General features: G+C 64.7%; 18 protein-coding genes, 2 tRNA genes and 1 pseudogene. 9 read left to right on the top strand and 12 right to left on the bottom strand.

What is annotated here, in order from left to right; all coding sequences use genetic code 11:
- The coding region (locus tag Q0O40_RS08060) for a CoA-acylating methylmalonate-semialdehyde dehydrogenase (RefSeq protein WP_295528430.1) at window positions 1-1388 on the bottom strand (1388 nt) is incomplete at its 3' end.
- A 93-nt stretch (window positions 1389-1481) separates the two neighbouring features.
- Here Q0O40_RS08060 and Q0O40_RS08055 point away from each other — a divergent pair.
- The gene (locus tag Q0O40_RS08055) at window positions 1482-2372 is read left to right on the top strand and encodes a LysR family transcriptional regulator (protein WP_295528427.1); all 891 of its coding nucleotides are present in this window, start codon (window positions 1482-1484) and stop codon (window positions 2370-2372) included.
- Between the two features lie 8 nt (window positions 2373-2380).
- Here the strand turns inward: Q0O40_RS08055 and Q0O40_RS08050 are convergent, their stop codons facing one another.
- Entirely contained in the window at window positions 2381-2749 is a 369-nt protein-coding gene (locus Q0O40_RS08050) for a DUF3297 family protein (protein ID WP_295528424.1), read from the bottom strand.
- An 89-nt stretch (window positions 2750-2838) separates the two neighbouring features.
- Here Q0O40_RS08050 and Q0O40_RS08045 point away from each other — a divergent pair.
- Both Q0O40_RS08045 and Q0O40_RS08040 read left to right on the top strand, forming a co-directional pair.
- Window positions 2839-2913, top strand: a tRNA-Val gene (locus Q0O40_RS08045).
- 5 nt (window positions 2914-2918) lie between these two features.
- The gene (locus Q0O40_RS08040) at window positions 2919-4421 is read left to right on the top strand and encodes a M24 family metallopeptidase (protein ID WP_295528420.1); all 1503 of its coding nucleotides are present in this window, start codon (window positions 2919-2921) and stop codon (window positions 4419-4421) included.
- 169 nt (window positions 4422-4590) lie between these two features.
- Here the strand turns inward: Q0O40_RS08040 and Q0O40_RS08035 are convergent, their stop codons facing one another.
- Window positions 4591-5517: an alpha/beta fold hydrolase gene (locus tag Q0O40_RS08035; protein WP_295528418.1), complete on the bottom strand. Its 927-nt coding sequence runs from the start codon at window positions 5515-5517 to the stop codon at window positions 4591-4593.
- Between the two features lie 202 nt (window positions 5518-5719).
- Here Q0O40_RS08035 and Q0O40_RS08030 point away from each other — a divergent pair, with 202 nt between their 5' ends.
- Window positions 5720-6214, top strand: a complete 495-nt coding sequence (locus Q0O40_RS08030) for a DUF427 domain-containing protein (RefSeq protein ID WP_295528415.1) — start codon at window positions 5720-5722, stop codon at window positions 6212-6214.
- A 7-nt stretch (window positions 6215-6221) separates the two neighbouring features.
- Here the strand turns inward: Q0O40_RS08030 and Q0O40_RS08025 are convergent, their stop codons facing one another.
- Genes Q0O40_RS08025 through Q0O40_RS08015 form a run of 3 tightly spaced genes read right to left on the bottom strand, consistent with a single transcriptional unit; the run spans window position 6222 to window position 16374 of the window.
- Window positions 6222-7154, bottom strand: coding sequence for an acetyl-CoA carboxylase carboxyltransferase subunit alpha (locus Q0O40_RS08025; protein WP_295528412.1), 933 nt, complete (start codon window positions 7152-7154; stop codon window positions 6222-6224).
- A 10-nt stretch (window positions 7155-7164) separates the two neighbouring features.
- Window positions 7165-10884, bottom strand: a complete 3720-nt coding sequence (locus tag Q0O40_RS08020) for an SDR family NAD(P)-dependent oxidoreductase (RefSeq protein ID WP_295528410.1) — start codon at window positions 10882-10884, stop codon at window positions 7165-7167.
- A 21-nt stretch (window positions 10885-10905) separates the two neighbouring features.
- Complete coding sequence (locus Q0O40_RS08015) at window positions 10906-16374, bottom strand: AMP-binding protein (protein ID WP_295528408.1); 5469 nt, start codon at window positions 16372-16374, stop codon at window positions 10906-10908.
- Window positions 16375-16770: 396 nt separating this feature from the next.
- Between Q0O40_RS08015 and Q0O40_RS08010 the strand changes: the two genes are divergently transcribed.
- The 3 genes from Q0O40_RS08010 (at window position 16771) to crtI (ending at window position 20916) form a co-directional block, all read left to right on the top strand.
- On the top strand, window positions 16771-17682 hold the full coding sequence (locus tag Q0O40_RS08010) for a B12-binding domain-containing protein (protein WP_295528405.1): 912 nt from the start codon (window positions 16771-16773) through the stop codon (window positions 17680-17682).
- A gap of 90 nt (window positions 17683-17772) precedes the next feature.
- Window positions 17773-19158: an amino acid permease gene (locus Q0O40_RS08005; protein ID WP_295528403.1), complete on the top strand. Its 1386-nt coding sequence runs from the start codon at window positions 17773-17775 to the stop codon at window positions 19156-19158.
- Window positions 19159-19278: 120 nt separating this feature from the next.
- The gene (gene crtI, locus Q0O40_RS08000; protein ID WP_295528401.1) at window positions 19279-20916 is read left to right on the top strand and encodes a phytoene desaturase family protein; all 1638 of its coding nucleotides are present in this window, start codon (window positions 19279-19281) and stop codon (window positions 20914-20916) included.
- A 33-nt stretch (window positions 20917-20949) separates the two neighbouring features.
- Here crtI and Q0O40_RS07995 read toward each other — a convergent pair.
- The 4 genes from Q0O40_RS07995 to Q0O40_RS07980 all read right to left on the bottom strand — a co-directional run bounded on the left by Q0O40_RS07995 (window position 20950) and on the right by Q0O40_RS07980 (window position 23274).
- Window positions 20950-21025, bottom strand: a tRNA-Lys gene (locus Q0O40_RS07995).
- The gene (gene folK / locus Q0O40_RS07990; RefSeq protein WP_367183732.1) at window positions 21016-21471 is read right to left on the bottom strand and encodes a 2-amino-4-hydroxy-6-hydroxymethyldihydropteridine diphosphokinase; all 456 of its coding nucleotides are present in this window, start codon (window positions 21469-21471) and stop codon (window positions 21016-21018) included. The genes Q0O40_RS07995 and folK overlap by 10 nt, the downstream gene beginning before the upstream one ends.
- Window positions 21472-21539: 68 nt before the next feature.
- The gene (aguB, locus tag Q0O40_RS07985; RefSeq protein WP_295528398.1) at window positions 21540-22391 is read right to left on the bottom strand and encodes an N-carbamoylputrescine amidase; all 852 of its coding nucleotides are present in this window, start codon (window positions 22389-22391) and stop codon (window positions 21540-21542) included.
- Window positions 22392-22416: 25 nt separating this feature from the next.
- Window positions 22417-23274, bottom strand: coding sequence for a hypothetical protein (locus Q0O40_RS07980; RefSeq protein ID WP_295528395.1), 858 nt, complete (start codon window positions 23272-23274; stop codon window positions 22417-22419).
- 129 nt (window positions 23275-23403) lie between these two features.
- Between Q0O40_RS07980 and msrA the strand changes: the two genes are divergently transcribed.
- Window positions 23404-23934 (top strand): peptide-methionine (S)-S-oxide reductase MsrA, encoded by a 531-nt coding sequence (gene msrA / locus Q0O40_RS07975; RefSeq protein WP_295528392.1) that lies wholly within the window; start codon window positions 23404-23406, stop codon window positions 23932-23934.
- Window positions 23935-23938: 4 nt separating this feature from the next.
- Here msrA and Q0O40_RS07970 read toward each other — a convergent pair whose 3' ends face one another.
- Window positions 23939-25201 (bottom strand): methyltransferase domain-containing protein, encoded by a 1263-nt coding sequence (locus Q0O40_RS07970; RefSeq protein WP_295528390.1) that lies wholly within the window; start codon window positions 25199-25201, stop codon window positions 23939-23941.
- 72 nt (window positions 25202-25273) lie between these two features.
- Here Q0O40_RS07970 and Q0O40_RS07965 point away from each other — a divergent pair, with 72 nt between their 5' ends.
- Window positions 25274-25450 (top strand): DUF1674 domain-containing protein, encoded by a 177-nt coding sequence (locus tag Q0O40_RS07965; RefSeq protein ID WP_295528388.1) that lies wholly within the window; start codon window positions 25274-25276, stop codon window positions 25448-25450.
- Window positions 25451-25476: 26 nt separating this feature from the next.
- Here the strand turns inward: Q0O40_RS07965 and Q0O40_RS07960 are convergent.
- Window positions 25477-26084, bottom strand: a pseudogene (locus Q0O40_RS07960) (ABC transporter substrate-binding protein); the annotation flags it as partial.

Genomic DNA, 26084 nt, shown 5'->3' with positions numbered 1-26084 from the left:
TGCTGGTTGGTATCGCCGAACGCCGAGCGCTTCCACCCGCCAAAGGTGTGATAGGCGACCGGCACCGGGATCGGCACGTTGATGCCGACCATGCCGACATTGACGCGGGCCGCAAATTCGCGCGCCGCGTTGCCGCTGCGGGTAAACAGGGCGACACCGTTGCCATACTGGTGCTTCGAAGGCAGCGCGAGCGCCTCTTCGAAATCATGCGCGCGTACGATCTGCAGCACCGGGCCGAAGATCTCGTTCTTGTAGCTTTCCATGTCTGCCGTCACATGGTCGATCAAGGTCGGGCCAACGAAGAAGCCGTTTTCGTGGCCCTGCAAGCTGAACCCGCGCCCGTCGATCACGATCTCGCCGCCTTCCTCCTCGCAGCGGCTGATCCAACGCTCGATGCTCGCCTTGTGCGCGGCGGTGACGACCGGGCCATAGTGGCAATCGGTATCGGTCGAGATGCCAACCCGCAGCGCCTCGATCGCGGGAATGAGCTTGGCCTTCAGGCGCTCAGCGGTTTCCTCGCCCACCGGCACGACGACCGGCAATGCCATGCAGCGCTCGCCCGCCGAACCGAACGCGGCACCGGCGAGATCGTTCACCACCTGATCAAGATCGGCATCGGGCATCACGATGCCATGGTTCTTGGCCCCGCCCATCGCCTGCACGCGCTTACCGGCGGCAACGCCGCGGTTATACACATAGTGCGCGATATCGGACGAGCCGACGAAGCTGACCGCGCCGATGGCCGGGTGATCGAGGATCGCGTCGACCATTTCCTTGTCGCCGTGAACGACCTGGCAGATGCCCTCGGGCAGACCCGCCTCGATGAACAGTTCGGCAAAGCGCACCGGCACCGAAGGATCGCGCTCCGAAGGCTTGATCAGGAATGCGTTCCCGGTGGCGATGGCGACGCCCGACATCCACAGCGGGATCATGCCCGGGAAGTTGAACGGGGTGATGCCCGCGCCGATGCCGATGGGCTGGCGCATCGAATAGATGTCGATACCGGGGCCTGCGCCCTGCGTGTATTCGCCCTTCATCACATGCGGAATGCCGCAGCAGAACTCGATCACTTCCAGCCCGCGCTGGATATCGCCTTTGGAATCGGCGATCACCTTGCCGTGTTCCGCCGAGAGCAGGTGGGCCAGTTCGTCAAGATTGGCTTCGACAATGCGCTTGAACTCGAACATCACGCGCGCCCGGCGCTGCGGATTGACCGCAGCCCACTTCGGCTGAGCGGCGAGCGCGGCCTGCACGGCGCGCTCCAGCACCGCGGCATCGCCCAGTGCAACTTGCGCCTGCACCGCGCCAGTGTTGGGATCAAACACATCGCCCTTGCGCGACGACGAATTTCCGCCGCCCCCCACAATGAAATGATCGATCTGGCGCATGGCATATCCTTTTCTGACAAACTTCGTTGGGGAACCCGTGAACCTGCGCCCGCTTGCATGCAACAAGCGAAAATGCGAGGGAAACATGCAGATATGCAGCCCCCAGATTGGAACGACTATCAGGCCTTTCTGGCCATAGCGCGCACCGGGCAATTGGCGCGTGCGGCGGCGGCGATGCGCGTCGATGCCACCACGATGGGCCGCCGACTGCGCCGTCTGGAAGCGCGCGTCGGCACCACCTTGTTCGAGCAGACGCGCGAGGGCCAGGTGCTGACCGAGGCGGGCGAGATGATGCTGGCCGAAGTCGAGGCGATGGAGCTGGCCGCCAGCCGCATCGCCGAGCATGGCGGCGATGGACCGGCAGGGCTGCTGCGCGTCAGCCTGTCTGAAGGATTTGCCAGCTGGATAGTCGCGCCTGCCTTGCGCTCGTTCACCGCGGCGCATCCCCGGCTGGTGATCGATCTGGTCGCCTCGTCGGGATTTTTGAGCCCGTCCAAGCGCGAGGCCGATCTGGCAGTCACGCTGTCGCGCCCGCGCGCGGGGCCGGTGATCGCCGGAAAACTGGCGGATTATGCGCTGCGGCTTTATGCCAGCGCCGATTATCTGGCGCAGCACGGCGCGGTGCGGCGGCCCGCCGAATTGGCGCAGGGGCATCCGTTGGTCGGCTATGTGCCCGATCTGCTCTATGCGCCCGAGCTGCGCTATCTCGCGGAAATCGAGCCGAGCCTTGCTGCCAGCGTGCGCTCGTCCTCGATCAACGCGCAGCACCGGCTGATCGCGGCGGGCACCGGGATCGGGGTGCTGCCCTGCTTTATCGGCGATGCCGATCCGGCGCTGGTGGCGGTCTTGCCCGAGCGGCGGATCATGCGCTCGTTCTGGCTGGTGACGCACAAGGATACCCATGCACTGGGCCGGGTGCGCGCGTTCAAGGACTGGCTGACCGAACTGGTGGCGCGCGAACGCGCAAAGCTGCGGCCCGCCTGAGCCAGCACTCAGCCCAGCTTGGCGACCGGCGCGTCGTCGCCCAGATCTTCGAACCATGCCTCGACCGGGCCGCTGAGCTTCAGGGTCAGCGGATTGCCATTGCGGTCCATCGATTTGCCCGCCTGCACCCGCACCCAGCCTTCGGACATCGAGTATTCCTCGACATTGCGGCGGACCACCCCCTTGAAACGGATGCCGATCCCGCGCTGCAATTTCGCGGCATCGAAAAAGGGGCTGCGCGGATTGATCGCGAGGCGGTCAGGCGGGATATCGGCAGGCGGGATATCGGCAGGCGGCACATCGGCGGCGGCTGGCGCTGCGGCTGCTACCGGTTCGGATGAGGTTGCAGATTCGGGCGTTTGGTTTTCGTCTGTCATGCCCCCAGCAGATATCTTGATCCCCCCACTTGTCAATCGCGCCCGCCCGTGGCAACGCGCGTGCCTGCCCAGCCCACCAGAGGCTGCGCGGGCGCGTAGCTCAGTGGTAGAGCACACCCTTCACACGGGTGGGGTCGCAAGTTCAATCCTTGCCGCGCCCACCATCACCATGCACGCCCCCCACCTTGCCGCAAGCCGCGCGGACCAGCCGCTGCTGGCAAGCCTGCGGGCTCATCTGCGCGCCTCGCTTGATCCGGGCGCGGCGAACGGCCAAAGTGATCCTGTTGAAGCGAGGGGCGGGGTGAAAATGGCAAAGCGGATGATACCAAGAGCAGCGCTGGCCGCGGCGCTCATCGCATCGTCTGCCGCAGCGGCGCCTGCGCCCATCACCATGAGCGAGACCGAAACAGCGGCGCCTGCCTTGCCGCCCATCCTTGCAGCGCGCGAACGAGCGGAGACAGAGAATCGCATTCTAGCCGAGCGGCTCGATGCGATCATTCCGGCCATCATGCGCGCGGAAGGCATCGACCTCTGGCTGCTGGTCGCGCGCGAATATTTTGAAGAGCCGGTGGTTGCATCGATGCTGGATGCCGAAAGCATGCATGCCCGCCGCCGGACGATCCTGATTTTCCGCGATCCGGGCGAAGGGAAACCGATCGAGCAGCTCACCGTCAGCCGCTATGGGCTTGCCGGCCTGTTTTCGCCCGCATGGGATCCGGCGCAACAGCCAGACCAGTGGCAGGCGGCTGCCGATATCGTCGCGGCGCGAGATCCGGCCAGAATTGCGGTCAACATCTCGGATCTTCACCAGTTCGCCGATGGCATGACGGTCAGCCAGTACGAGAGGTTTACAGCCGCGCTCCCGGCGGCGCTGCGCCAGCGGATCGTGAGCGGCGAAAACCCCGCGATCCGCTGGCTCGAGACCCGCACCCCCGCCGAGATGGCGCTGTATCCTTCGATCATGCGCATCGCCCACGCCCTGATCGGCGAGGCCTTTTCGCGCAAGGTCATCACTCCTGGCGCCACAACCGCCGAGCAGGTGCAGTGGTGGTACCGCGACCGGCTGCTCCAACTGGGCCTCGATGCCTGGTTTCACCCATCCATCGCGATCCAGCGGCAAGGCGCGAAGGGCATGATCGAAGGGGCGGAAGTGATCCAGCCCGGCGATCTTCTGTGGACCGATTTCGGGATCACCTACCTGCGGCTCAATACCGATACGCAGCACCTTGCCTATGTGCTCAAACCGGGGGAAACCGAAGCGCCCGCAGGCCTCAGGCAGGGGCTGGCGAACAGCAACAAGGTGCAGGACATCCTCGCCCGCCATTTCGCGGTCGGCCGCAGCGGCAACCAGGCGCTGGCCTTGGCGCGGGCGGAAGCAGTGGCGGCAGGCCTCGCCCCCTCGATCTATTCGCATCCGATTGGCCTGCATGGCCACGGCGCAGGGCCATCCATCGGTTTTTGGGACAACCAGAACGCCGATCCGCGCGGAAGCGCGCCGATCCGCGCCAATACCGCGTGGTCGATCGAACTGACCTCCTATGCCGCCGTGCCCGAATGGGGCGGCCAGCGCGTCGATTTCAGGACCGAGGAGAACGCCTTCTTCGACGGCACAACCATGCGCTATATCGATGGACGCCAGACCAGCCTGACCCTGATCCCGTCCAAACCATGATTCTCGCAATTTGTGTGTTTCAACAATCCACGTCAGAGGGAGACCCTTTGCGTCCACCACAACGGATCCGCAGTCATGCGGATCATTACCGACGCCCAGCCCACTGCTTACACGGCGCCCGAGAGACAATGGCGGCCCAAATGCCGAAAGTGCCCGCGCTGTGCCAGCTTCAGGGGCCACCTTCCGCCAGAAACGCCTCCACCGGGATGAGCGCGCGGCCCGGGTTTTCCTCGAACGGCACATGGCCCAGCTCTGGCAGGCGCACCAACTTCGCGCCGGGCGGCAGATCGCGCATATAGTCGGCCGCATTGCTGATCGGGATCATCCCGTCCTTTTCGCCCCACAGCAGCAGCACCGGCGCCTTGATCCGCGCCAAGGTCGGGGCGGGATCGCGCAGGATCACTTGCTCCATGCGCGCCAAAATCGCGCGCCGCACGCCAGGCGCGAGCATCATGTCGCGGGTGCGGGTCACCGTCTCTTCGCTGAGCGCTGCGGGCCTTGCATAAGCGATGGCGAGGTTCTGCTTCAGCATCTCGCGCGGCGCGACATAGGGCAGCGCTTTCATCATCAGGGGCACTTGTGGAGGTTTGCCATATTCGAAGCCGGGGCTGGCAAAGCCATCGGGCGAGATCAGCACCAGCCGCGCCACCCGTTCCGGATGGAGCGCGGCCAAGTTCCACACGATCCGTCCGCCCAACGAATTGCCAATCAGGCTGGCGCGCGCGATACCCAATTGATCCATCAGGCCGATCAGTATCTTCATTGAGCGCGCATCGGAATAGTCGCCTGTCGGGTCCGGCCCGCTGAGGCCAAAGCCGGGCAGATCGAAGCGGACCACCCGGTAGCGCACCGAAAGCGCCTCTGCCCATGGCTCCCACGTATCGAGGCTGGAGCCGAAACCATGCACGAGAATGAGCGCTGGCCGATCCCTCGGCCCGGTATCGCGCAGGCGCAGGCGCATGCCCAAAACTGTGCGGTATTCGCCCGGATAAAGCGCTTCAAGCGCGACGCGGGGCTTGTCGGGGGCATAGAGATACGCTGCGAGGCTGACCGCCCCGATTCCGAGCAAGCCCGCCGTCCAGCCCAGTATGCGCACCGCCCATCCTCGTTTTTTCGCCAAGCGCCCGTTCCGCCTTATGCTGCGGTGTCATCATGACATCCGCATCGAACTTAGCCGAGCAAGGATCAATCGCAAGGCAGGGAATGGTTTGGCCCTAGGGGCAGTGCTGCGCGCAGCCGCGTGACAAGACCAGACGCAGCGCGCATATTGCAGGGGATGCAAAAAAATACCAAACGGCATGCGGCCTGAGCCGGACCCTGTCGCGCCGGGGCAGGAAAGCGTGTGGGCGTTCCCGCGCCCGGCGATCGCCGAGCTATGTTCGGCGCGCATCGTGATCGAACATGCCGGGGTGATCGTCGCCGATACGCGCGCCGCCGTGCGCACGCTCGAAACGAGCCACCCGCCCAGCTACTACATCCCGCCAGCCGACATCGCGCCCGGCGTGCTGCGCCGCGCCGAGGGCAGTTCGATGTGCGAATGGAAGGGGGCGGCGGTCTATTGGGATGTGGTGGTCGGCGATATCGTGCTGCCGCGCGTGGGCTGGAGCTATCCCAGCCCGACCCGCACGTTCCAATCTTTGCGCGATCACGTGGCGTTCTATGCCCGTCCATTCGACAGGTGCACTGTCGATGGCGAAACGGTCATCCCGCAACCGGGCGCGTTTTACGGCGGCTGGATCACGTCGGGGTTTGCCGGACCGTTCAAGGGCGTCCTGGGCAGTATGGGGTGGTAGACCCCGGTTAAAGTTGCCCCATCTGCAAGAACTTGTTGAGCCGCTCGCTGCGCAGTTCGTCCTTCGATAGTCCTGCCAGCGCGGTCAGCTCGGCCGAAATCGCCGTGCCGACCCGGCTGATCGCCAGCGCAGGCGCGCGGTGCGCGCCGCCCGCAGGCTCGTAAACAATGCGGTCGATCACGCCCAGACGCAGGAGCTCATTGGCGGTGATCTTCATCGCCTCGGCGGCTTCGGCGGCCTTGCCCGCGCTGCGCCAGAGGATCGAGGCGCAGCCTTCGGGCGAGATTACCGAATAGACGGAGTGTTCCAGCATCAGCACGCGGTTTGCCGCCGCAAGCGCGATTGCGCCGCCCGAACCGCCTTCGCCCACGATCACCGCAACCATCGGCACGCCGAGCGAGAGGCATTTCTCGGTGCTGCGGGCAATCGCCTCGGCCTGCCCGCGTTCCTCGGCATCAAGGCCGGGAAATGCGCCCGGGGTATCGACCAGCGTGATCACCGGCAGCCCGAAACGGTCGGCCAGTTCCATCAGGCGGATCGCCTTGCGATAGCCCTCGGGCCGCGCCATGCCGAAGTTGTGCTTGACCCGCGAGGCGGTGTCTTCCCCCTTGGCATGGCCGATCAAGACAACCTTGCGACCTTCCAACGTGGCAAAGCCGCCGATGATCGCCTCGTCATTGCCGAATGTGCGGTCGCCGCCGAGCGGGAGGAAATCGCTGCACAAGTGCTCGACATAGTGTTTGAAATGCGGCCGCGCCGGGTGCCGCGCCACCAATGTGCGCTGCCACGGGGTGAGGCGGGCATAAAGATCCGATAGCTGTCGCTGCGCGCGCTCGTCGAGCAGCGCCGCCTCGGTGTCCTCCCCACTGGCTTCGCGCACTTGCAACGCCCGAGTTTCGAGCGCCTGCACGGCCTTTTCGAATGGCAAATACTGATTCAAATTGTGTTCCTCAGACCGTCATGGCCATTCCGCGGTAAATGCGCGAGCGATAGCGCGAATCTTCCGCATCGGGAAGTGGCGCGCCGAGCAGCAGCACGCCGCGCGCAAAGCGCTTCACTTCTTCGAGGTGTTCGTCAAGGTTGCGTGGCTCTTCCGAACGCACACGCCGGGTGAGGTTGATCTGGTTGATCGGCACATCATGGACCAGCCGCTCGTTCTCGACCGCTGCGGTCGCGGTGAAGGCGTGCAGCGTGGTCTTGATGAAGTTGGCGATGGCAAAGGCCGGGCTGGTATCGCCCATCGGCACATCAGGCGAGACCAGCACGATCTGGCAATCGTCATAGAGCGAGGCTTTGCGCGCCACGCGGAAATGATGCGTCAGGTTGGCCTCGACCACATCGCGGAAGGCTTCGGGGGTCAAGGGGTTCTCCAGCTCGAACAAACGGTCCGGCAGGGGCGTAAACGGAGTAGAGACGATGGTCATCGGGCGGCCCCAGCGGCCTAGCGCATCGTTCATCGCCACTTCGAGCCCGCTATCACACAGGATCGTTTCCAGATGGTCCGCAGGAATTTCGGTCAGCTGCGCGCGGATTGCATCGGCCCCAGCCTGGCTGGCAGTGAGCAGCACCACCCGCGCGACATGGCAATCCTCGATGAACTGGCGCGCAGCTTCGGCGAGATAATCTTCGAGATGCTCGCCGATGATCCACACGGTCTTGCCGCGCATCTGATCGAGACGCTCCTGCTTGGGGCTGCCGAACAGCTCGCGCTCGGTGGTCGAACGCTCGACGCTGAGACCGCCCGAAGGCATGAACGTCTCGCCGCTGACCGCGCGGTCTGCAAGGAAGAAGACAGTGGCCTGCGCCACTTCGCCTTCGGTGGGCATCTTGCCGAGGTGAAGCTGGCGCAGCACGCCGCTGCCGACCTTCTTGGCCTCGATCGCGATCTTGTCGGCGGGCAGGAAGGGCACATCATCGGGCGGCAGTTTCATCAGCCATCCGCTGTTGGCCTCAGCCGTATCCGGCCGCTCAAGCCACTCGGGCGAATCGAGGAAATAGCCGCCTTTGCGCAGCCGCGAGACCAGCCGCTGCGCGATTGCGCCGGTCAGCAGGTAGCGGTCCCAGGTGCAGACGCCGTCGCCCTCGCGCGCACAAGCCAGCGCAAGATCACGCAGTTCGTGAGGGTTATTGGTGTCGTGCGACATGCGGATAGTGTCGTTGCGGGCAAGCCGGTTGAGCACCGCCTCAACCCGCACCCCGCGGCGCAGCGTCTTGATCACCGCCGCATGGATCGCGTTCAGGCGCTTGTTTTCAAGGATCAGCTTGCCGCGCCGCTCGAACAGACCCGGCTTGCCGCCGGTGCCCGCCAACCGGTCGCCATCGACCGGCCCCGGCGCGATGGCGTTGAACTGGACCTCGGGGCCCAGATAGCGCGACATCGATTCGACCATCGCGCGCTGTCCGGCCTTGGACACGGCATAATCGGCGCGATTGGGATAGGCGACCGCGAGGAACTTTTCGCCGCCGAAGTAGGACGAGACGTTGAGGATGTAGCCCGATCCCTGCGCCTTCATCAGCGGCACGACATGGTGCATCAGCAAGTAGTTCGACACCAGGTTGGCATCGAGCGTATAGCGCCACGCGTCGATATCCATATCGACGACCATGTCTTCGGCCCCGGCCACACCCGCGTTGTTGATCAGATAGTCGATCCGGCCGAACGCCTTGATCGTCTCGTCGACCGCGCGCTTCAGCGAGGCGAGATCGCTGACATCGACGCCGCCCATCGTCTGCACGCGGCGCTCGACACCGGCGAAGCCGACATCTTCAAGCTCGCTCACAATGCGCGCGCGCGCCACCGCCAGCTCGCTTTCGCGGCGGGCGACCATCATGATCTTGCCGCCAGCCAGCGCCAAGAGCCGGGCCACCTGCCCGCCGATCCCGGCCGAACCGCCCGTGATCAGCGCAACTTTGCCCAGATGCAGCCCGGTGATGTTTTCGCTGAACCCCGGCATCGCCTTGCGCGCGCCGGTCGCCTCGCCGATGCTGGTGGGCACATAGAGCGTGATCTCGCGGATCTTGCTTTCTTTCAGCAGGATGCGCGCCGCATGCCCCGCGGTAAACCGCGTGTTCTCGGCTTCGTCGTTGCCGAAGCGGACGATCTGGCTGCCCCATTCGGTCTGGCGGCGGCGGCCGTGCTTGACATCGACTTCGGACTCGTCGCGCCAGACGCGGATCAGTTGCTCGGTCGCAGCGCGCAGCACGTTGGCGAAGATATCGCCCTTGCCGTCGGTGGTATTCGTCAGGAACACGAAACGCGGGTCCTGCAGCAGTGTATCATACCGCTTCCAGTAGCGGCTGAGCGTGCGCGCCAGCGCAATGTTGCCCGCAATCTCCGCGTCCATGAACGCATTCACATCTTGGTCCGATGCATCGACCAGCGCGCCGGTAAACTCGTCCGCCCCGCGCATCGGCATGAAGATCGCGCCGGTGATCGGCGTCCCGGCTTCGCTATAGGCCTCCAGCGCCTGTTCCATCGCGGCGGGCTCAGTGCGGTTGAAGCGGATGATCGCCAGCTTGTCGCCCAGCGCATCGGCGGCGGCGCGCGACTGCGCCACCGCGACATCGGCCTGACGCGAGAGGCCGAGCAGCACTTGCGCGCCGCATGCGATCTGGATCTTGGCGATCTCCAGCGCATCTTCCCAGCCATCGCCTGCGGCGATCAGCACGGCAAGACCTGCTCCATCCATCGAACGCATCGTCGGGCGCGCAAGATAGGTCGCTCGCGATTCCTTGCGCACGGTCATGCCGTGGGTCACTTCGAAATCGTGGCCGTTATAGGGCGCAGAATCGTCGCTGCCGAGGAACACGCAGGTCGTTGCGATATCGCCCGGCGTCGGGAACGTCTTGTCGCGCGGCGCGCCATCGACGCCGCGCTTCAACGACATCATGCCGAAAAATTCGGCCTGCGTGGTGCCTTCGCCATCGCCGCGCATCTTGTCCATCGCGGCAAACACGGTGCGAATGCGCTCGCTGGCGATGGGGCCGGGGAACACCAGATTGACACGCACGCCGCGCGGCCCGAGTTCCAGCGACAGTTCGCGCGACAGCGCGTTCATCGCCGCCTTGGGCACGACATAGGCAGTGCGCGCATAATAGGGCGTGCGCGAGAAAATCGTCGAGACATTGATGATCGAGCCGCCCTCGCTCATCGCGGGCGCGGCCGCGCGGACCAGATTCCACGCCACACCGAAGATGTTGCGGATCGCATCGCCCACGGTCTCGCCGTCGTTCGAACCGGATTTTTGCAGCGCGGCCAGTTCGGCGGCATCCATCGGCAGGCTGCCCAGCGGCTGCTTCGGACCGGCCGACCCGGCATTGTTCACCAGAATGTCGATCTTGCCAAACCGCTCGACGACTTTGGCAATCCCGGCGCGCACCGACGGGGCATCGCCGCCATCGAGTTCGACCGTCATGATCCGGTCCGCGGCTGCGCCCGTTTCGGCAAGGATCGCGGCGGCGGCGGCATCGGTGCGGGCCGCGGTGCGCCCGGTCATCACCACCGTCGCGCCTTCAGCCAAATAGTGCCGCACGATTTCGCCGCCGATATTGCCCGCAGCGCCCGTGATCACCGCGATCTTGCCGGCAAGGCGGCCCGATGCAGCACCCGAAGCGCTCGTTTCCTGTACGCTGGAAACTTCAGCGGCCGTGGTTTTTGCCTTTGCCATCATCACTACCCCGTTTTTCAAAGATCAGTTTGCTTGTGACGCCCACATTTCAAGGAGCGCATCGCGGCTGCGCAGCCCCAGCGCGGGCAATGCATGGTTCACCACATACGTTGCGCCGGTATGCCGGTTTTCCCACATCGACTGGTGCGCTTCGGGAAGGCCTTCCCATGGCACGACCTGCGGTTCGGTTACATCCAGCAGCCCGGCAGAGATCATGTCGTTCATCCGCGCAACTTCGAAGGCATTGCACAGATGCGTACCGAGGATCGACGCGGTCGGCATCAGTATCTTGCGCTGACGGGTCCACACTTGCGGCGCATAAAACGTGAAGCGCTGGCCGGAGAGGTCTTCGGCAAAAACCACGCGCCCGGTGAACGGCTTGACCAGCGAAGTCGAGATGCCCAGCGTATCCTGTCCTGCACGCTCGATGATCAGATCCGGGCTCCCGCGCGGATTATCGGGTGAACGCAGAATCTTGCCGACGGCTGCGCCGAACGGCTTCATCACCCGGTCCTGATAATCGCGCACCGCCGCCTTGAACGGTTCGATATCGGTCTTGGCATCGGGCAGACGCGGCATCGTATCGGGCCAATCGAAGTTTGCGCCCTCGCGGCGGCGGATGCTTTCAAGGCTGACGATCCCCGCAATGGTGTCTTCCAGCCCGAGCGACTGGAGAAACTCGCGCTGGCCATCGGTGGTGGTGGCAACCACGGTGCGCGCGTTGAACCGGCGCGCGCCTTCGATCATTTCCAGCCCTGCCTCATCAAGCAGATCGGACGAGCGCGGGCCATAATAGATCAGCACTGCTTCGCCGCCGCGCAGCGCGGCCTTGCGCAGCATCACCTCAGGGCTGGCGCTGCCGGGTTTGCCCATGAAGCTGAAGTGATAGCCTGACGACGCGCCGTAGAACGCCAAAGTGCCGCCTTCGGCGAGCAACTGGAAGCTTCGCGGGAAAGCCGTCTCGCCGGCATGGCTGACCACATAATCGGCCAGCATGCCGCCGTTGAGCGCCTTGTATTGGGCAACAAGGGGCGCCCCTGCTGCCTCCCACGCGCGGGCTTCGTCTGCGTCTTCAGGAACGGCGGTGAACAGATCGGCAAAGCGCGCATCCTTGCGGTCAAGCGCGCCGACGGCGCCTTGCGTGGCAATGAATGCGGCGCGCGCGGGGCTGGAGACGAGGCCCGTTACCTGCAAGCCGGTGCGCACCGACGAACGCAGCGCATCGAGGCCGGTGCCGGTTGCCGAGCCTTCGACAAACAGCGTCCGCCCCGGCTCGATCTGCAAAGTGGTGAACAGGCAGCGGCTGATCGTGCCGAGATTGAGAATATAGCTTCCCGCCTGCTCCAGCGTGAGGTCGCCCGGAACCGAATGCAATTGCGGTGCCTGCACCGCGAGGAACTGCGCGTGGCTGCCCGTTTCGGTTTCGTATCCCTGGATCGCAAAGCCGGCATACATCGGATCGTTGCCGACTTGCGGGCTGAGCAGATCGTTGGTGCCCGAATAGACCGCGACCATATCGCCGACCTTCAAGCGCCCCTGCGCCTTGGCTTCGCTGCCCAGCGCGGCGATCAGGGCAATGCCGCCCGATCCGGTGATCTGAACGTCTTCCTCATGGCTATCGAACGGCGAGACGGGAATGCCGGTGAGCGCCCAGATATCGTTGAAGTTGACCTCCGAGGTCAGCATGTAGACCAGCGCATCATTCGGCGCGGGCTCCGGCACGGCAACGATCAGTTCGCGTTCGTGGCTGATCGGCGGACCGAAACGCGGGCTCCCGGTATCGGGATCGCGCGCGATGCCAAAGGCATATTGATACGCGGGGATCGCGGTGACGCCCGGATAAAACGGCGCGCCGACCGGGAGCAGATCGCCCGAGGCTTCGAGCGCCTTCCCGCGCGGTTCATGCTCGGCATCGATCCACACGCCATTGCGCCGCACGGGCAGCGGCGGGCTGACTTTGTCCATAAACTGGCGGATGCCGGTCTTGCCGCCTTCGGGATCGACGATGGCCTGCGCAAACACCGCCGCTTCGCGCGCGAGGCCCGTCGCCATGCCTTGTTCAAGGCCGGTACGCACCGCATCGAGCGCGCGCTCGCCCGCAACCTTGCGGCCAGCCCAATCGAGCTGGCGCAGCACGCGCTGCAGGAACTCGTCTTCGAGCACCGCATCGAGCGAAACCGGCGACGGCGCTTCCCACAGCGCGGTCATCGCCTCGCGCGCGGCAAAGGCCTGGCCCAGCGGGCTGCCCGCAGGATCGCGCACATAGGCGCGAACCGCGGCATGCGCGGCGGCCAGCGCATCATGCGCGCCTTCGACAAGATCATCGACAAGGCCAATGGCCTGCGCCGCAGCGCCATCGATGCTGCGCCCGCCAAGGATCAGATCGAGCGCATCGCGCACGCCTTCGGCCCCGCGCGCTTCGCCGAGCAAGCGCGGCAGGCGCTGGGTGCCGCCATAGCCGGGGAGCAGGCGCAGGCGGATTTCCGGCTGACCAAAACGGGCGGTTGGCTCGGCAATGCGGTAATGACACGCGAGCGCGAACTCCATGCCGCCGCCCAGCGCGACGCCCTGCACCGCCGCGATGCACGGCTTGCCCATCGTTTCGATCTTGCGGAAGGCAAGCTGCGCGTTGTTGGGCAGCACCATCGCTTCATCGACACTGTGGATTTCCTCCAACATCTGCCGGATATCGGCGCCCGCGACGAACGAGGAGGTGCCCTCGCCGGTGAACACCACCGCGACGACATCATCGTTGCGCGAGAGATGATCAACCACGATCACCAGCTCGTCGATCGCGCGCTCGTTGAGCGCGTTGACCGGCGGGTTGGTCACGGTGACGGTCGCCACCCGCTTGCCGGGAGCCACGACATTGTACTGGATCAGGAAGTACCTGTAGCGATCGAACAGCGACTGATCCTCGGAGAGGCGTTGCTTGCGCTGCCACTCGTCGATCACTTTCTTGAGCTCGGTCAGCGCCTCGGGATTGCGCAATGTGGTCACATCGCCCAACTCGCCGCCTTCGACCAGCGCACGAACCATGCGGCGCATGTACTTGCCCGAGCGCGTTTCGGGGAACTGCGAGACTTCGAGGAAATCGGCAGGCACGGCGACCGCGCCTTTTTCGGTGCGGACCAGATCGAACAACCGTCGGCGATCGTCCTGGGTCAGCTTGCGGCCCGCGACCGGCACGACGAACGCCAGCGGCGTCAGCCCCTTCTCGCGGTGGGGCGCGCCGACCACGAGCACGTTGCCTACCGGCGAATCCGGATCAAGCGCCTTGTCCCGAAGGATCGCGCCTTCGATTTCCTCGGTGCCCATGCGGTGGCCCGAAACGTTGATCACATCGTCGCTGCGGCCATGGAACGAGAACGACGCATCTTCGTGGCGGATCGCGAAGTCGCCCTGGGTATACCCCCACGCGCCGCGCCAGCGGGTCCAGTAGCCATCGGCCCAGCGCCCGGCATCGCCGCGCCAATCGCCGATCACACTGCCGTTCTCGACCGTGAAGTTGTCGACATCGCCCCAGATCGTGCGCGCCAGATAGGGATAGGGCGAAGCGATCACGATCTCGCCCTTCTCGCCCGGCTCGGCCCGGCGCCACGGCACCCCGGCATCGCCGGCGCGCGTGAATGGCGCCTGCGCCGCGGGCGCATCGGCATCCTCGACCCAGACGTCGCCAACGATCCACGGCAGCGGATAGGCGTGCGCATCGGCCTTCAGCGGGAAGTCGCTGTTGCCATAGAAATGCGTCCACGCGATGCCGCCGTGCTCGGTCGCCCAGTAGCTGTTGATATATTGCGGCGTGACATGATCCATGCCGAAGGCCTGCACCGAAGGCGAGGTCGGCTCCGCGCAGAAGGTCGCGACGCGCAGCGACGACATGTCATAGCGCTCGACATCAGCAAGGTTCGAAGGATCGGACATCACCGATTTGAGGAAGGTGACGCCCGCCTTGAAGATCGTGACATTGTGCCGCTCGATCATCGAGGCAAAGCGTCCGGCATGCGGGAACACCGGCGAACCTTCGGAAATCAGGCTGGTCACGCGGGTGAGCAGCGAGGCGGAGATCAGATAGCTTTGCCCGGTGATCCAGCCGGGATCGGCCACGACGAACAGCGTATCGCCCGGCCGCGCATCGAACGCGGCCTTCATGGTATGCGCGATGCCCGCAGTATAGCCCCCGTGCACGTGAACGATGCCCTTGGGCTTTCCGGTCGAGCCCGAAGTGTAGATGAAGAACATCGGATAATCGGCGTCGACCGGGAGCGGCGGCGAGGCGGCCCAGATCGCGCGGACGAATTCGGCATCGGGAAGCGCCAGCAAATCGGCCTCGGACGCGAGCCCCGCCTTGTCCAGAATGGTGGCGAGCGCCGCATCGGTGAGCTCGTGGCTCCAGCGGTCGCGCTCGGGCCGCCAGACCAGATCGGGCTGGCCGGTGTGCTTGACCACGATCACCGCATCGACGCGCGGCGGCACGGTGACGAGGCTGGAGGCGATGGCGATGCGAACCCGCGCCGCATCGGCCGAACTGAGCCGCGCCGCCTTGCCCAGCAGCACCAGCGCCCGGCCAACGCCGCGCATCACGTCGGAACGTTCGACAGTGACTTCGCCGGCGAGCGTTTCGGCCACGGTTTCGCGGATCGTGGCGGCGTCTTCCTCGGCAATACCGAGGTCGGTCTGCGCGATGATCGCCAGCGCAGTCTTGACCGGCACGAAGTTATCGAGCGCGGGGTCGGTATAGGCCGTCTTGAACGCGGCGACCTGTGCGTTGCGATAGCTGCCGTCCGAGGTCACGATTACGCGCGCGCCGGCATCGGCGATGCGGTCGGACAAGGTCTTGTCGCTGAAGCCGCCGAAAACGGCGGTGTAGACGATGCCGAGCCGCTTGGCCGCTTCGGTCCAGAAAATCTGCGGCACGATGCTTGGCATGTTGAGCGCGATGCGATCACCCGCCTTGAGCCCCAGCGCCTGCAGGGCAACCGCGCATTTCGCGGTTTCCAGCAGCAATTGCCGCCGCGACACGGTGAAGCAATCGACCGGTGCGCCGCGCCCGCCATCGGACGACATGTCCCAGCGGTCCCCTTCGAAGATCAGCGCGGCCTCATCGCCGTGCCCGGTCAGCACATGCCGATCGACCTCGTTGAAGCAGCCATTGGTACGCCCACCGGCAAACCAGCGCCAGTGCGGGGCGTTGTCGCCATCGAACGCGCGGGTCCAGGGAGCAAAATCGGCAGGCAGATCGGGCGTGACGGACGCACCGCTGACCGCGTCCCAGCCTGACCAGCGGCCATCCTCGCCCAGCATGATCCAGGCACCATTGGCTCCGACATCGCCGACGAACCAATGGATCGTGCGATTCGCAATATCACCGTGGAACGCGCCAGGATCGGCGAGGCACGCATCGCGCATGGTCTGCCAATCGGCGCCGCTGCGCACAGGATTGACGGTTGCCGTAACGTCTGGCGCCCGGCGCGGTGTCTGATCTTGATCCACGTGATCCTGTCCCTGAACGGTCTTATTTTCGTTTCGTACGAAAGACCTGCGTTGTATGATTTACAGGAACATCATTCGTATGCGCAACGCAATTTTGCAACGCACAAAATCCTGTGTTGGTCCGCTTGCGCCCACCTTAGCCCCCGCAATGGGGCGCACCGCGCCGCTTTCACTTCGAGGGTCCGCTGCCAAGCACGCGCCGCTGCCATTCAAGCGCTGGGCGAGCCTTGGCAAAGGTCCGGCCAAATCAGCGTGATGCCCGCAGCGCAAGTGCGCGCGACCGTCGGCTAACATCGCAAAGCGCGCCAAACGCCCTTTTTGACTATCGACAGAGCCGGTTCAATATGCTGTTTTCGTTATAGAGAGTCGATAAACGGCTCAGCGAGGGGATGCGCGATGGTATACGCAGCCAGGACTACACCAAGTCCTGCTATCGACGGCCTCCATCTGCGCCGGCTTGAAACGCACTTCATTTCGCCGGAGATTTATGGTCGCGACGATGTTTCGCTGCGGCAGGCGAAGCTTGCGCGGGCCATTTCCAGCGAGATTATCCCGCGCCTGCTGCGCCTCAACAACAAAGTCATCCAGCCGGCGCACCCCAGCGAGCCTGCGGCGAACCTGATCCCGCCGGGCAGCGATGAGATCCACCAACTCGCCGACATCGTGCTGGGCACCGACCTTGAGGCGGCAGCGGCCTATGTTCTGGTGCTGCGCGATCGCGGCCTGCAGATGGACACCCTGTTTATCGAGCTGCTGGAGCCTACTGCGCGGTATTTGGGCGAGATGTGGGACCGCGACGAATGCGATTTCATCGATGTGACGCTCGGCGTTGCGCGTCTTCAAAAGCTGTTGGCGGTGTTCAATGACACGCACAGCATCCCGGCGCTCGATACCCGCCGCCAGGTGCTGATGGCCATGACCCCGGGCGATCAGCATTACTTCGGCGTCACCATGGTCGAGCGGTTTCTGCTGGCAGCCGGATGGCAAGTGCAAACCGAGCTTTCCGCCACAGTGGAGGAGATTGCCGATGCCGCCCGCCGCCAGTGGTTCGCGGTTGTCGGCCTCACCGCGGGATCGGAACGACAGCTCGATGTCTTGCGTTCGACCATCGCACTCGTGCGCCAGCAATCGCTTAATCCGGCCATCAGCGTCATGGTCGGCGGCCCGATGTTTACCGCGCGCCCGGCACTCGCCGCCGAAGTCGGCGCGGACGCAACGGCTCCCAACGCCCCAGCCGCCGTGCTCGTCGCGCAGAAGCTGTTCGATCTGGCGTCCGACACCTTTCGCAACAAAGGCGCCAGCGCTTAAACCAAAATCGTCGGCCTGCATTGAGGCCGAAGTTTGACAGCGCCGCTGCTCGCGATATGCCATGACCCTTCGGGCGTGAAGGGGCAAGACATGAGCATAGCGGCGGCGATCGAACCAGGGGCCGAACCAGGCGCGCAAAACGCCCAGTTGAGCCAGACACTGCTGCCGCGCCACGTCTCGATGATCGCGATTGGCGGGATCATCGGGGCAGGGCTGTTTGTCGGCTCGTCCGCCACCATTGCCGCTGCGGGGCCGGCGGCGGTATTGTCCTATCTGATCGCGGGCCTGCTGATCCTGCTGGTCATGCGGATGATCGCGGAGATGGCGGTTTCACTCGATGGGGTGCAGAGCTTTCCCGATTTCGCCCGCGCTGGTCTGGGGCATCTCGCCGGGTTTCTCTCTGGTTGGCTCTACTGGTATTTCTGGGTCGTGGTAGTCGCGGTCGAGGCGATTGCCGGAGCCAAGATCATCGCCGTGTGGCTACCCGGCTTGCCGGAATGGGCCATCGGCACGACTTTGATGACGTTGATGCTTGGGGCCAACCTCTTGTCAACGCGCTCGTTCGGCGAGTTCGAGTTCTGGTTCTCCTCGATCAAAGTCGCGGCGATCATCGTGTTCATCTTGCTCGGCATCGCCTGGGTGGCGGGATTGACCGCGCCTCAGGGCCCCTCCATCGCCAACCTGACCGTGCATGGCGGCTTTGCCCCGCATGGCTGGAGCGTGGTGCTGGCGGCTGTATCTTCCACCATCTTTGCGCTCTGCGGCGCGGAGATCGCGACGATCGCGGCGGCCGAATCGCCCGATCCGGCGAAAGTAATCTCGCGGATGACGATCTCGGTTACGGTGCGGATCGTCATTTTTTATGTGCTCTCGATGCTGCTGATCGTCACGATCGTGCCGTGGCAGAACATCGTGCCGGGGCATTCGCCCTTTGCCACTACGCTCGCCGCGATGGCGATCCCCGGCGGGGAGACGATCATGAGCGCGGTGGTGTTGGTGGCGGTGCTATCGTGCCTCAACAGCGGGCTCTATGTCACCTCGCGCGCGCTGTTTGGCCTCGCCCGCTATGGCGACGCGCCCCGCTGGCTGGTGCATGTCAACGCCCGCAAAGTGCCCGCGCGTGCAATCATCGCGGCCAGCCTGTTTGGCTATGGCGCGCTGGCGGCCAACTGGCTTTCGCCGGGCACCGTGTTCAGCTTTCTGGTCAATTCCTCGGGCGTCACGATGATCCTGCTCTACTTGCTGGTGGCCGCCGCCCAGCTGCGCCTGCGCAGCCGGTTCGAGCGCGAGGCCCCGGCGCGGCTGAAGCTCAAGATGTGGTTCCACCCCTATGGCTCGCTGCTGGCGATGGCGGCGATGCTGGCGGTGCTGCTGTTCATGGCGTTGCAGCCTGATCTGGCCAGTCAGTTCTGGCTCAGCCTGCTGGTCGCCGCAGGTTTTGCGGTGGGCTTTGTGTTGCGGATGCGGCGCACCTGAAGGCAGGCCGTCCGACAGTGTCCTTGTGGCACATTGCAGTCCGGTGACCATTGCCATATCGGGTCTTCGGCTGCGGTCGCTTGGCAACGCAGCGCCCGCATAGTGGATAAGGCACGGCTCATGGAACGGAAAAGCGCGATTGTCATAGGATCGGGCATTGGCGGGATCGCCTGCGCCATGCGCTTGCAAAGCCTGGGGTTTGCGACGACCATTGTTGAGGCGCTCGATGCTCCGGGCGGGCGCGCCTATGTGCGCCGCGCCGAGGGCTTCACGTTCGACATGGGGCCGACGGTGCTGACCGTGCCGCATTTCATCGAAGAGCTGTTCAGCCTCGAGGCCGACCACGCCAGGCTGGGCGAGCCTGATTTTCCAGCGCATGTGCTCGGCGATGATCGCCGGATCCTCTCGGGCATCAGCGGCGGCCCCAATACCAGCCGCTATGTCGAGATCGTGCCGATCCTGCCGTTTTACCGGATCTATTTCGATGACGGCACGTTCTTCGATTATGACGCCGACCCGGTGCGGGTGCGCGAGCAGATCGCGCGCCTCGCCCCCGAAGATCTGGACGGATACGAGCGTTTCCACGAAGCCGCGCGCGCGATCTTCGAACGCGGCTTTCTCGAACTGGGCTATACGTACTTCGGCAGCCTCCGTTCGATGCTCGGCGTGGTCCCCGATCTGGTCAAGCTGGGCGCGATCCAGTCGCTGTTCTCATTCGTGAAGAAGTATTTCAAGAGCGACAAGATGCGCCAGGTGTTCAGCTTCGAACCCCTGCTCGTCGGCGGCAACCCGCTCAAAGTCCCCGCGATTTATGCGATGATCCATTTCGTCGAGAAAACCTGGGGCATCCATTTCGCGGTCGGCGGCACCGGCGCGCTGATCGCCGGCATGATCCGCAAGTTCGAGGAAATGGGCGGGACTTTGCGTCTCAATGCCGAAGTTGCTTCGATAGATGTGGCCAAGCAGGGGCGCAAGCGTGTCGCCACCGGGGTTACGCTCCAGTCCGGCGAAAAGCTGACGTCCGACCTTGTCGTGTCCAACGCCGATTATGCCACGACTTACCTCAAGCTGGTCGACAAAGCACACCGCACGATCAATCGCGACGCGGTAGTCAAATTCCGCAAGCAGTCGATGTCGCTGATGGTGATCTACTTCGGCTACACGCGGCAGCACGGCGATTCAAATCTGCAGCATCACAACATCATTCTCGGGCCGCGCTATGAAGAGCTGCTGACCGACATTTTCGACCGCAAGACATTGAGCGAGGATTTCTCGCAGTATCTCCACATTCCGACGATCACCGATCCCAGCCTAGCGCCCGAGGGCCACCATGCGGCCTACACGCTGATTCCGGTGCCCAACAATCTGAGCGACATCGATTGGGCCAAAGTCGGACCCGGCTTTGCCGACAAAGTGCTGACCTTTCTGGACGAGCGCGGGTACATTCCCGGCCTCAAGCAGCGCATTGTCTATCAAAGCTTCGTGACGCCCGATTATTTCGAGCAGACGCTGGGCTCCTATGCGGGCAATGGTTTCGGGGTCGAGCCGGTGCTTACCCAATCGGCATTTTTCCGGCCGCACAATCGCAGCGAGGACGTTACCAACCTGTACCTCGTGGGCCAAGGCACCCAGCCGGGCGGCGGCACGCCTTCGGTCATGATGTCAGCCAAGATGACCGCGCGCGCCATCGCCAAGGATTTTGGCATCGATCCGTGCATCGTCAACGGCGTGCCGGTCAAGCTGCCGGATGCGGCCTGACGCGTGATCGCTTGCGGCCAATCGAGAAAAGGTTGGTGAGCCCTGCTGGGTTCGAACCAGCGACCTAGTGATTAAAAGTCACGTGCTCTACCGACTGAGCTAAGGGCCCGCGCTTGCGCTGCGATGCGGCCCTCTAAGGGCCACACTCTTGCGGGTCAAGCGCGCGCGCAGGTGTCGCAAGGTGCAATGGGTGATCGGATCGCGCCAATCGGGGGCAATTTCGGTGGCGGGACCAAGCACGAACAGGCGGCGACGAAATTCAGGGTGGGGGATAGTGAGCACACTGTCGCGCCAGACTCCGCCCTGCCACAGCACTACGTCAAGATCGAGCGGGCGCGCGCGCCAGCGCTGCCCGCGCCGATTGCGACCGAAACGGTGCTCGATCTGCTGAAGCAGGGCCAGCAGCGCGCGCGGATCATGCTGGCTCAGCACCACTGCCGCGGCATTGGCATAGCGGCGCTGCGAGGGCCCTAGCGGCGCGCTGCTGATGATCGGCGAGATCGCTTCGAGTTCGAGCCCGGCGGCCTGCAGCGCGATCAGCGCGGAGCGCAGCACCGCATTGGGTAGGCCGAACCGCGCATGGCGCTGGTTAGAGCCGAGCGCGATCAGATAGCGCGCCAGGTTCAGATATCCTGCGCGAGGCGCGTGTAAAGCTCTGGGCGGCGGTCGCGGAAGAAACCCATGCCGGCGCGGTGGCGCGCGGCTTCGGCCAGATCGAGGTTGGCGACCAGTGCGCCGGTTTCCTGCGCGCCATAATCGCCCAGAAAATCGCCCCACTGATCGGCAATGAAGCTGTGGCCGTAAAACGCCTGCCCCTGCCCCTCGGTACCGATCCGGTTGGCGGCGATCACGGGCATGCAATTGGAAGCGGCATGGCCGATCATCGCGCGGCGCCAGATACGGCTGGTATCAAAACTGGCGTCGTAGGGCTCCGAGCCGATGGCAGTGGGATAAAACAGCACATGCGCGCCCATCAGCGCCATCGCGCGGGCGCATTCAGGATACCATTGATCCCAGCAGATGCCCACGCCGATCCGCGCGCCGAACACATCCCACACCTTGAAGCCAGTGTTGCCGGGACGGAAGTAGTACTTCTCCTCATACCCCGGGCCATCGGGGATGTGGCTCTTGCGGTAGGTGCCCATAATGCTTCCATCGGGGCCGATCATCGCCAGCGTGTTGTAGTAGTGATGGCCGTCGCGCTCAAAAAAACTGGTCGGGATGGCGATTTTCAACGCGCCGGCCAGCTTCTGCATCGCGGCTACCGAGGGGTCTTCGCCCAGTGGATGCGCGAGCGCGAACAGGGCTTCATCCTCCACGCTGCAGAAGTAAGGCCCGGCAAACAGCTCTGGCGGCAGCACCACCTGCGCGCCCATGGCCGCGGCCTGTTCGACCAGCGCGGAAACCGCCGCGATATTGCTGGCGGCATCGCCGCCCAGCGCAAGCTGCAGCGCAGCGACGGAGAGGTTGGTCATGGAGCGCCCTTGGTGCCTGCTTTGATCAGGGTCGCTTGCGGAAGATCAGCGTCATCCGGTCGCTCTCGCCGATGGCCTCATACTTGGCGCGGTCCTTGTCCTTCAAAGTCAGCGCCGGGGGCAGCGTCCACACGCCGTCAGGCCAGTTTGCGCTGTCTTTCGGATTGGCGTTGACCTCGCTTTTGCCGACAAGCTGGAAACCCATCGTATCGAGCAGCGCGATCGCATCCTTCTCACGCATATAGCCCATGTTGCCATCGGTGTAATCGGCCGGAGCACCAGGCTTGGCGCGGTGCTGCTCGATGCCGAGGAGCCCGTTAGGCTTGAGCAGCAGGCGCGCCGCTTTCAGATCGGTGTAGAGCGAGTTGCCCGACCACATATTGTGGAGACCGCGAAAAATTACCACGCGGTCTACCGTGCCCTTGCGGTCGGCCAGTTTGCTGCCGCTGACAATCGCGGAAACCGGCGCTCCGCCCGGACCGGTCCACGTCGCGGCCTTTTCGGCGAAGGACGCCGGGGTTGTGGTCTGGGCCTCGCCAAAACTATCCGCCGGGGTCACTGGCGGGATCAACACGATGTATTGCCCGTTTGCACCAAGATAAGGCACCAGCACGCGGGTGAACCAGCCGCCACCGGGATAATACTCCACCACGGTCATGCCCGGCTTGATCTGCATGAATTTCATCATTTCGGCAGGGTGGCGATAGACATCGCGCGCGCGGTCTTTGTCGCGGTGCGAATCGGCCAGCGCAGCGGTGAGCGCGGGATCGGCGACCGCAGCCCGCATCGCAGCCTTCGGTTTGGCAGCAGAAGCGGGGAGCGCAAAGGTTGCCGCCGTCATGGCGACAAATGCGACGGCGGCAAATTTGGACCAAACGGGCATGGGCGGGGCTCCTCGTGCGAATTGGGGTGATCTCACGCGCAATCCTAGCCTAAGCTGCGCCTATTACAATCTGGCGCGGCATCCCTAGATATCCGCCCGGGCAAAACTCGAACCGCGAAGGAATGAGCGATGGAACAGGCAATCATGGCAGGCGGCTGCTTCTGGTGCACCGAAGCGGTGTTTCAGGATCTCGTCGGGGTCAGCGCGGTGGAGAGCGGCTATATCGGCGGAGGGATCGCCGACCCGACCTACAAGCAGGTCTGCTCGGGCACGACGGGCCATGCCGAGGCGATCCGCGTGACCTTCGATCCGGACGTACTGTCGCTGGATGACCTCCTCGACATTCATTTTGCCACCCACGATCCAACGCAGCTCAACCGGCAGGGCAATGACGTGGGCACGCAATATCGCTCCGCGCTGTTTCCGGTGGGTGATGCGCAGCGTAGCGCGATGGAAGCCGCCATCGTGCGCGCCGCAGAGGGCCGCAATGCCCCCATCGTGACCACCATCGAAGGCCCGGCGGTATGGTATCCGGCCGAAGACTATCATCAGGAATACTGGAACGGCGAAGGCCAGCGCAATCCCTATTGCCTCGCGGTGATTCCACCCAAGCTGGCAAAGCTGCGCAAGAGTTATGCCGATAAGCTGAAGGCGGGCTGAGCCACTACTTCTCCCACATCGCGGCAAAGAAACCGTCGATGCCGCCTTGCTCGGCGAGCATGCCGGGGTCGCTGCGAAACCAGCCTTGAGCGGTGGGTGCGATGCCCGGCGGGAGCTGGTCGGCGGTGATCGGCACCCGCGCCAGTGCCTTGACCCACGCGGCCTGCGCCTCGCCCTCCTGCGGTTCGAGCGAGCACACCACATAGACCAGCCGTCCGCCCTGGCGGATCGCGCCCGCTGCGCGTTCGAGCAGATCGCGCTGGAGGCTCTCCAGCTCGGCAAAGGCGATCGGCCGGTGGAGCACATCGGGATGGCGGCGGCAGGTGCCGGTGGCGCTGCACGGCGCATCGACCAGCACCGCATCAAACAAGGCCTCAGGCGGACGCCATTGCATCACATCAGCAGTGATGACTTCGGCTGTCAGCCCGGTACGCGCAAGGTTCTGGGTGAGGCGCTCGACCCGGCGCGCAGATTTGTCGATCGCCGTGACTTGCCAGCCCATCGCGGCGAGTTGCAGCGTCTTGCCGCCGGGCGCGGCGCACAGATCGAGCACGCGCTGCCCATTGCCCGGCCCGAGCAGCCGCGCCGGGATGCTCGCGGCGAGATCCTGCACCCACCATGCGCCGTCGTCGTATCCCGCCAGCGCCTCGATCGCGCCGCCGCGCGCCAGCCGGACGTGGCCGGGCAGCAGCGAAGTGCCCCCCAGCCGCTCAGCCCACATGTCCGTCTCTGCCGGATCGCGCAAGGTCAGGTCCAGCGGCGGCGGCAGCGCCAGAGCAGCGGCGATTGCCGCAATCCGATCGGGCCACGCCGCCGCCCAGCGTTCCAAAGCGCGCCCGGGCAATGTTGGCGCAGCCGGCAAACGCGCGCCGCCTTTGAGCACGGCGGAAAACACGCCATGCGCCAGCCGCCGGGGACCGCCCGTCAGCAGCGGCAAGCCAGTTGCGATCACGGCATGCGGCGGGAGCCCCAGCCGCAGCGCCTGCGCGAGCATCAGCCGCAGCACGCTGCGCGCCTTGGCATCGTGGGGCAGCACCAGCCGCGTTGCGCCATCGATCAGCGCGTCCAGATCGGCGAGCCAGCGCAACGCCTCTTGCGCGATAGCCTGCGCCAGCGCGCGATCATCGCTGCGTTCGATAGCCCGGAGCACCGGCGGTGCGGCTTGATCGAGCGGATCGCCGCGGCGCAGCACGGCATCGATCAGCCGTAGCGCGGCAAGGCGGGCAGGAACGCCGGGGATATCCTGAGGTGCAGAAGATTGAGCCATTGGCCAGCATATCGCGCCTGATGCCCTTCTTGGCAATTGCACGCAGGCAGAGAATGGCGCAGCGTCTGCGGCATGGAAAAACCGATCAAGCGGGCACAGCAGCGCCCTGCGGGCTTCACGCCCCCCGCCCACTGGACGAACGAGCCCGCACCTACGCCGCGCGCCGTCGTTCGCGGCAAGGACCCCGACGGGCTCGATCCGACGCGCTTTGGCGATTGGGAGAAGAACGGCATCGCCATCGATTTTTGACAACGGGCTTGTTTGCGCAGGCGCGGCTATCTGGGCAGCACCGCCAGCGGTGGGAGCGGATGCCAGCCCAGCGGATTGGGCGCGAACCCAGCAACATTGCTGCGCACCAGCGACCAGCGCAGTGGCCGGGCAATCGGGATATAGCCATTGGCGGCGGTGATTTCGGCCTCTGCCTCGCCCAGCAGGGCGGCGCGATCGCGCGGGTCGCTGGCGGCGCGGGCTTCGGCCAGACGCGCATCGCCGACCTGATTGCAGGCCGCCTTATGCACCGAGCAGGCCAGCTGATTCAGGAACCAAGCCGGACGCGCATAGCGCGCGGCAACATCAATCAGCCGCAATTCGGCGGGCGCGCCTTCGGGGGTCCGGGTCAATTTGATGCCGATGGCGGCAAAATCGGCAGCAAGCCGATCAAACACAATCTGCGAACCCGGGCCGCCTGGCATGGCAATGCGCAAGATCGGAGCAGCTTGCCCGGTGGCCTGCCAGCGCGCCACCCGCTCCGCAGCCAGCGCGCGGCGCTGCGCCAGCGCCATGCCCACCCATCGTTCGCCCACGGTGCCGAGGTCTCCGGGAATGCCGGGGGCGACGATGCGCGTGGTCGATTGCCAGCCGCCGATATTGAACGCGGCGATCA

Origin of the sequence: Novosphingobium sp. Chol11, from assembly GCF_945870625.1 — a bacterium.
Taxonomy (GTDB): Bacteria; Pseudomonadota; Alphaproteobacteria; order Sphingomonadales; family Sphingomonadaceae; genus Novosphingobium.
The sequence above is the reverse complement of the archived record's forward strand: the minus strand, read 5'-3'. Positions and strand labels throughout refer to the sequence as shown.

Excerpts from the sequence above, each read along its gene's own strand:
- Q0O40_RS08040 (WP_295528420.1), top strand. The coding sequence starts at position 2,919 with ATGCACGCCCCCCACCTTGCCGCAAGCCGCGCGGACCAGCCGCTGCTG.
- msrA (WP_295528392.1), top strand. The coding sequence starts at position 23,404 with ATGGAACAGGCAATCATGGCAGGCGGCTGCTTCTGGTGCACCGAAGCG.
- Q0O40_RS08005 (WP_295528403.1), top strand. The coding sequence starts at position 17,773 with ATGAGCATAGCGGCGGCGATCGAACCAGGGGCCGAACCAGGCGCGCAA.
- Q0O40_RS08030 (WP_295528415.1), top strand. The coding sequence starts at position 5,720 with ATGCGGCCTGAGCCGGACCCTGTCGCGCCGGGGCAGGAAAGCGTGTGG.
- Q0O40_RS07970 (WP_295528390.1), bottom strand. The coding sequence starts at position 25,201 with ATGGCTCAATCTTCTGCACCTCAGGATATCCCCGGCGTTCCTGCCCGC.
- Q0O40_RS08050 (WP_295528424.1), bottom strand. The coding sequence starts at position 2,749 with ATGACAGACGAAAACCAAACGCCCGAATCTGCAACCTCATCCGAACCG.
- Q0O40_RS08010 (WP_295528405.1), top strand. The coding sequence starts at position 16,771 with ATGGTATACGCAGCCAGGACTACACCAAGTCCTGCTATCGACGGCCTC.
- Q0O40_RS08020 (WP_295528410.1), bottom strand. The coding sequence starts at position 10,884 with ATGATGGCAAAGGCAAAAACCACGGCCGCTGAAGTTTCCAGCGTACAG.
- crtI (WP_295528401.1), top strand. The coding sequence starts at position 19,279 with ATGGAACGGAAAAGCGCGATTGTCATAGGATCGGGCATTGGCGGGATC.
- Q0O40_RS08055 (WP_295528427.1), top strand. The coding sequence starts at position 1,482 with ATGCAGCCCCCAGATTGGAACGACTATCAGGCCTTTCTGGCCATAGCG.
- Q0O40_RS07965 (WP_295528388.1), top strand. The coding sequence starts at position 25,274 with ATGGAAAAACCGATCAAGCGGGCACAGCAGCGCCCTGCGGGCTTCACG.
- Q0O40_RS07980 (WP_295528395.1), bottom strand. The coding sequence starts at position 23,274 with ATGCCCGTTTGGTCCAAATTTGCCGCCGTCGCATTTGTCGCCATGACG.
- aguB (WP_295528398.1), bottom strand. The coding sequence starts at position 22,391 with ATGACCAACCTCTCCGTCGCTGCGCTGCAGCTTGCGCTGGGCGGCGAT.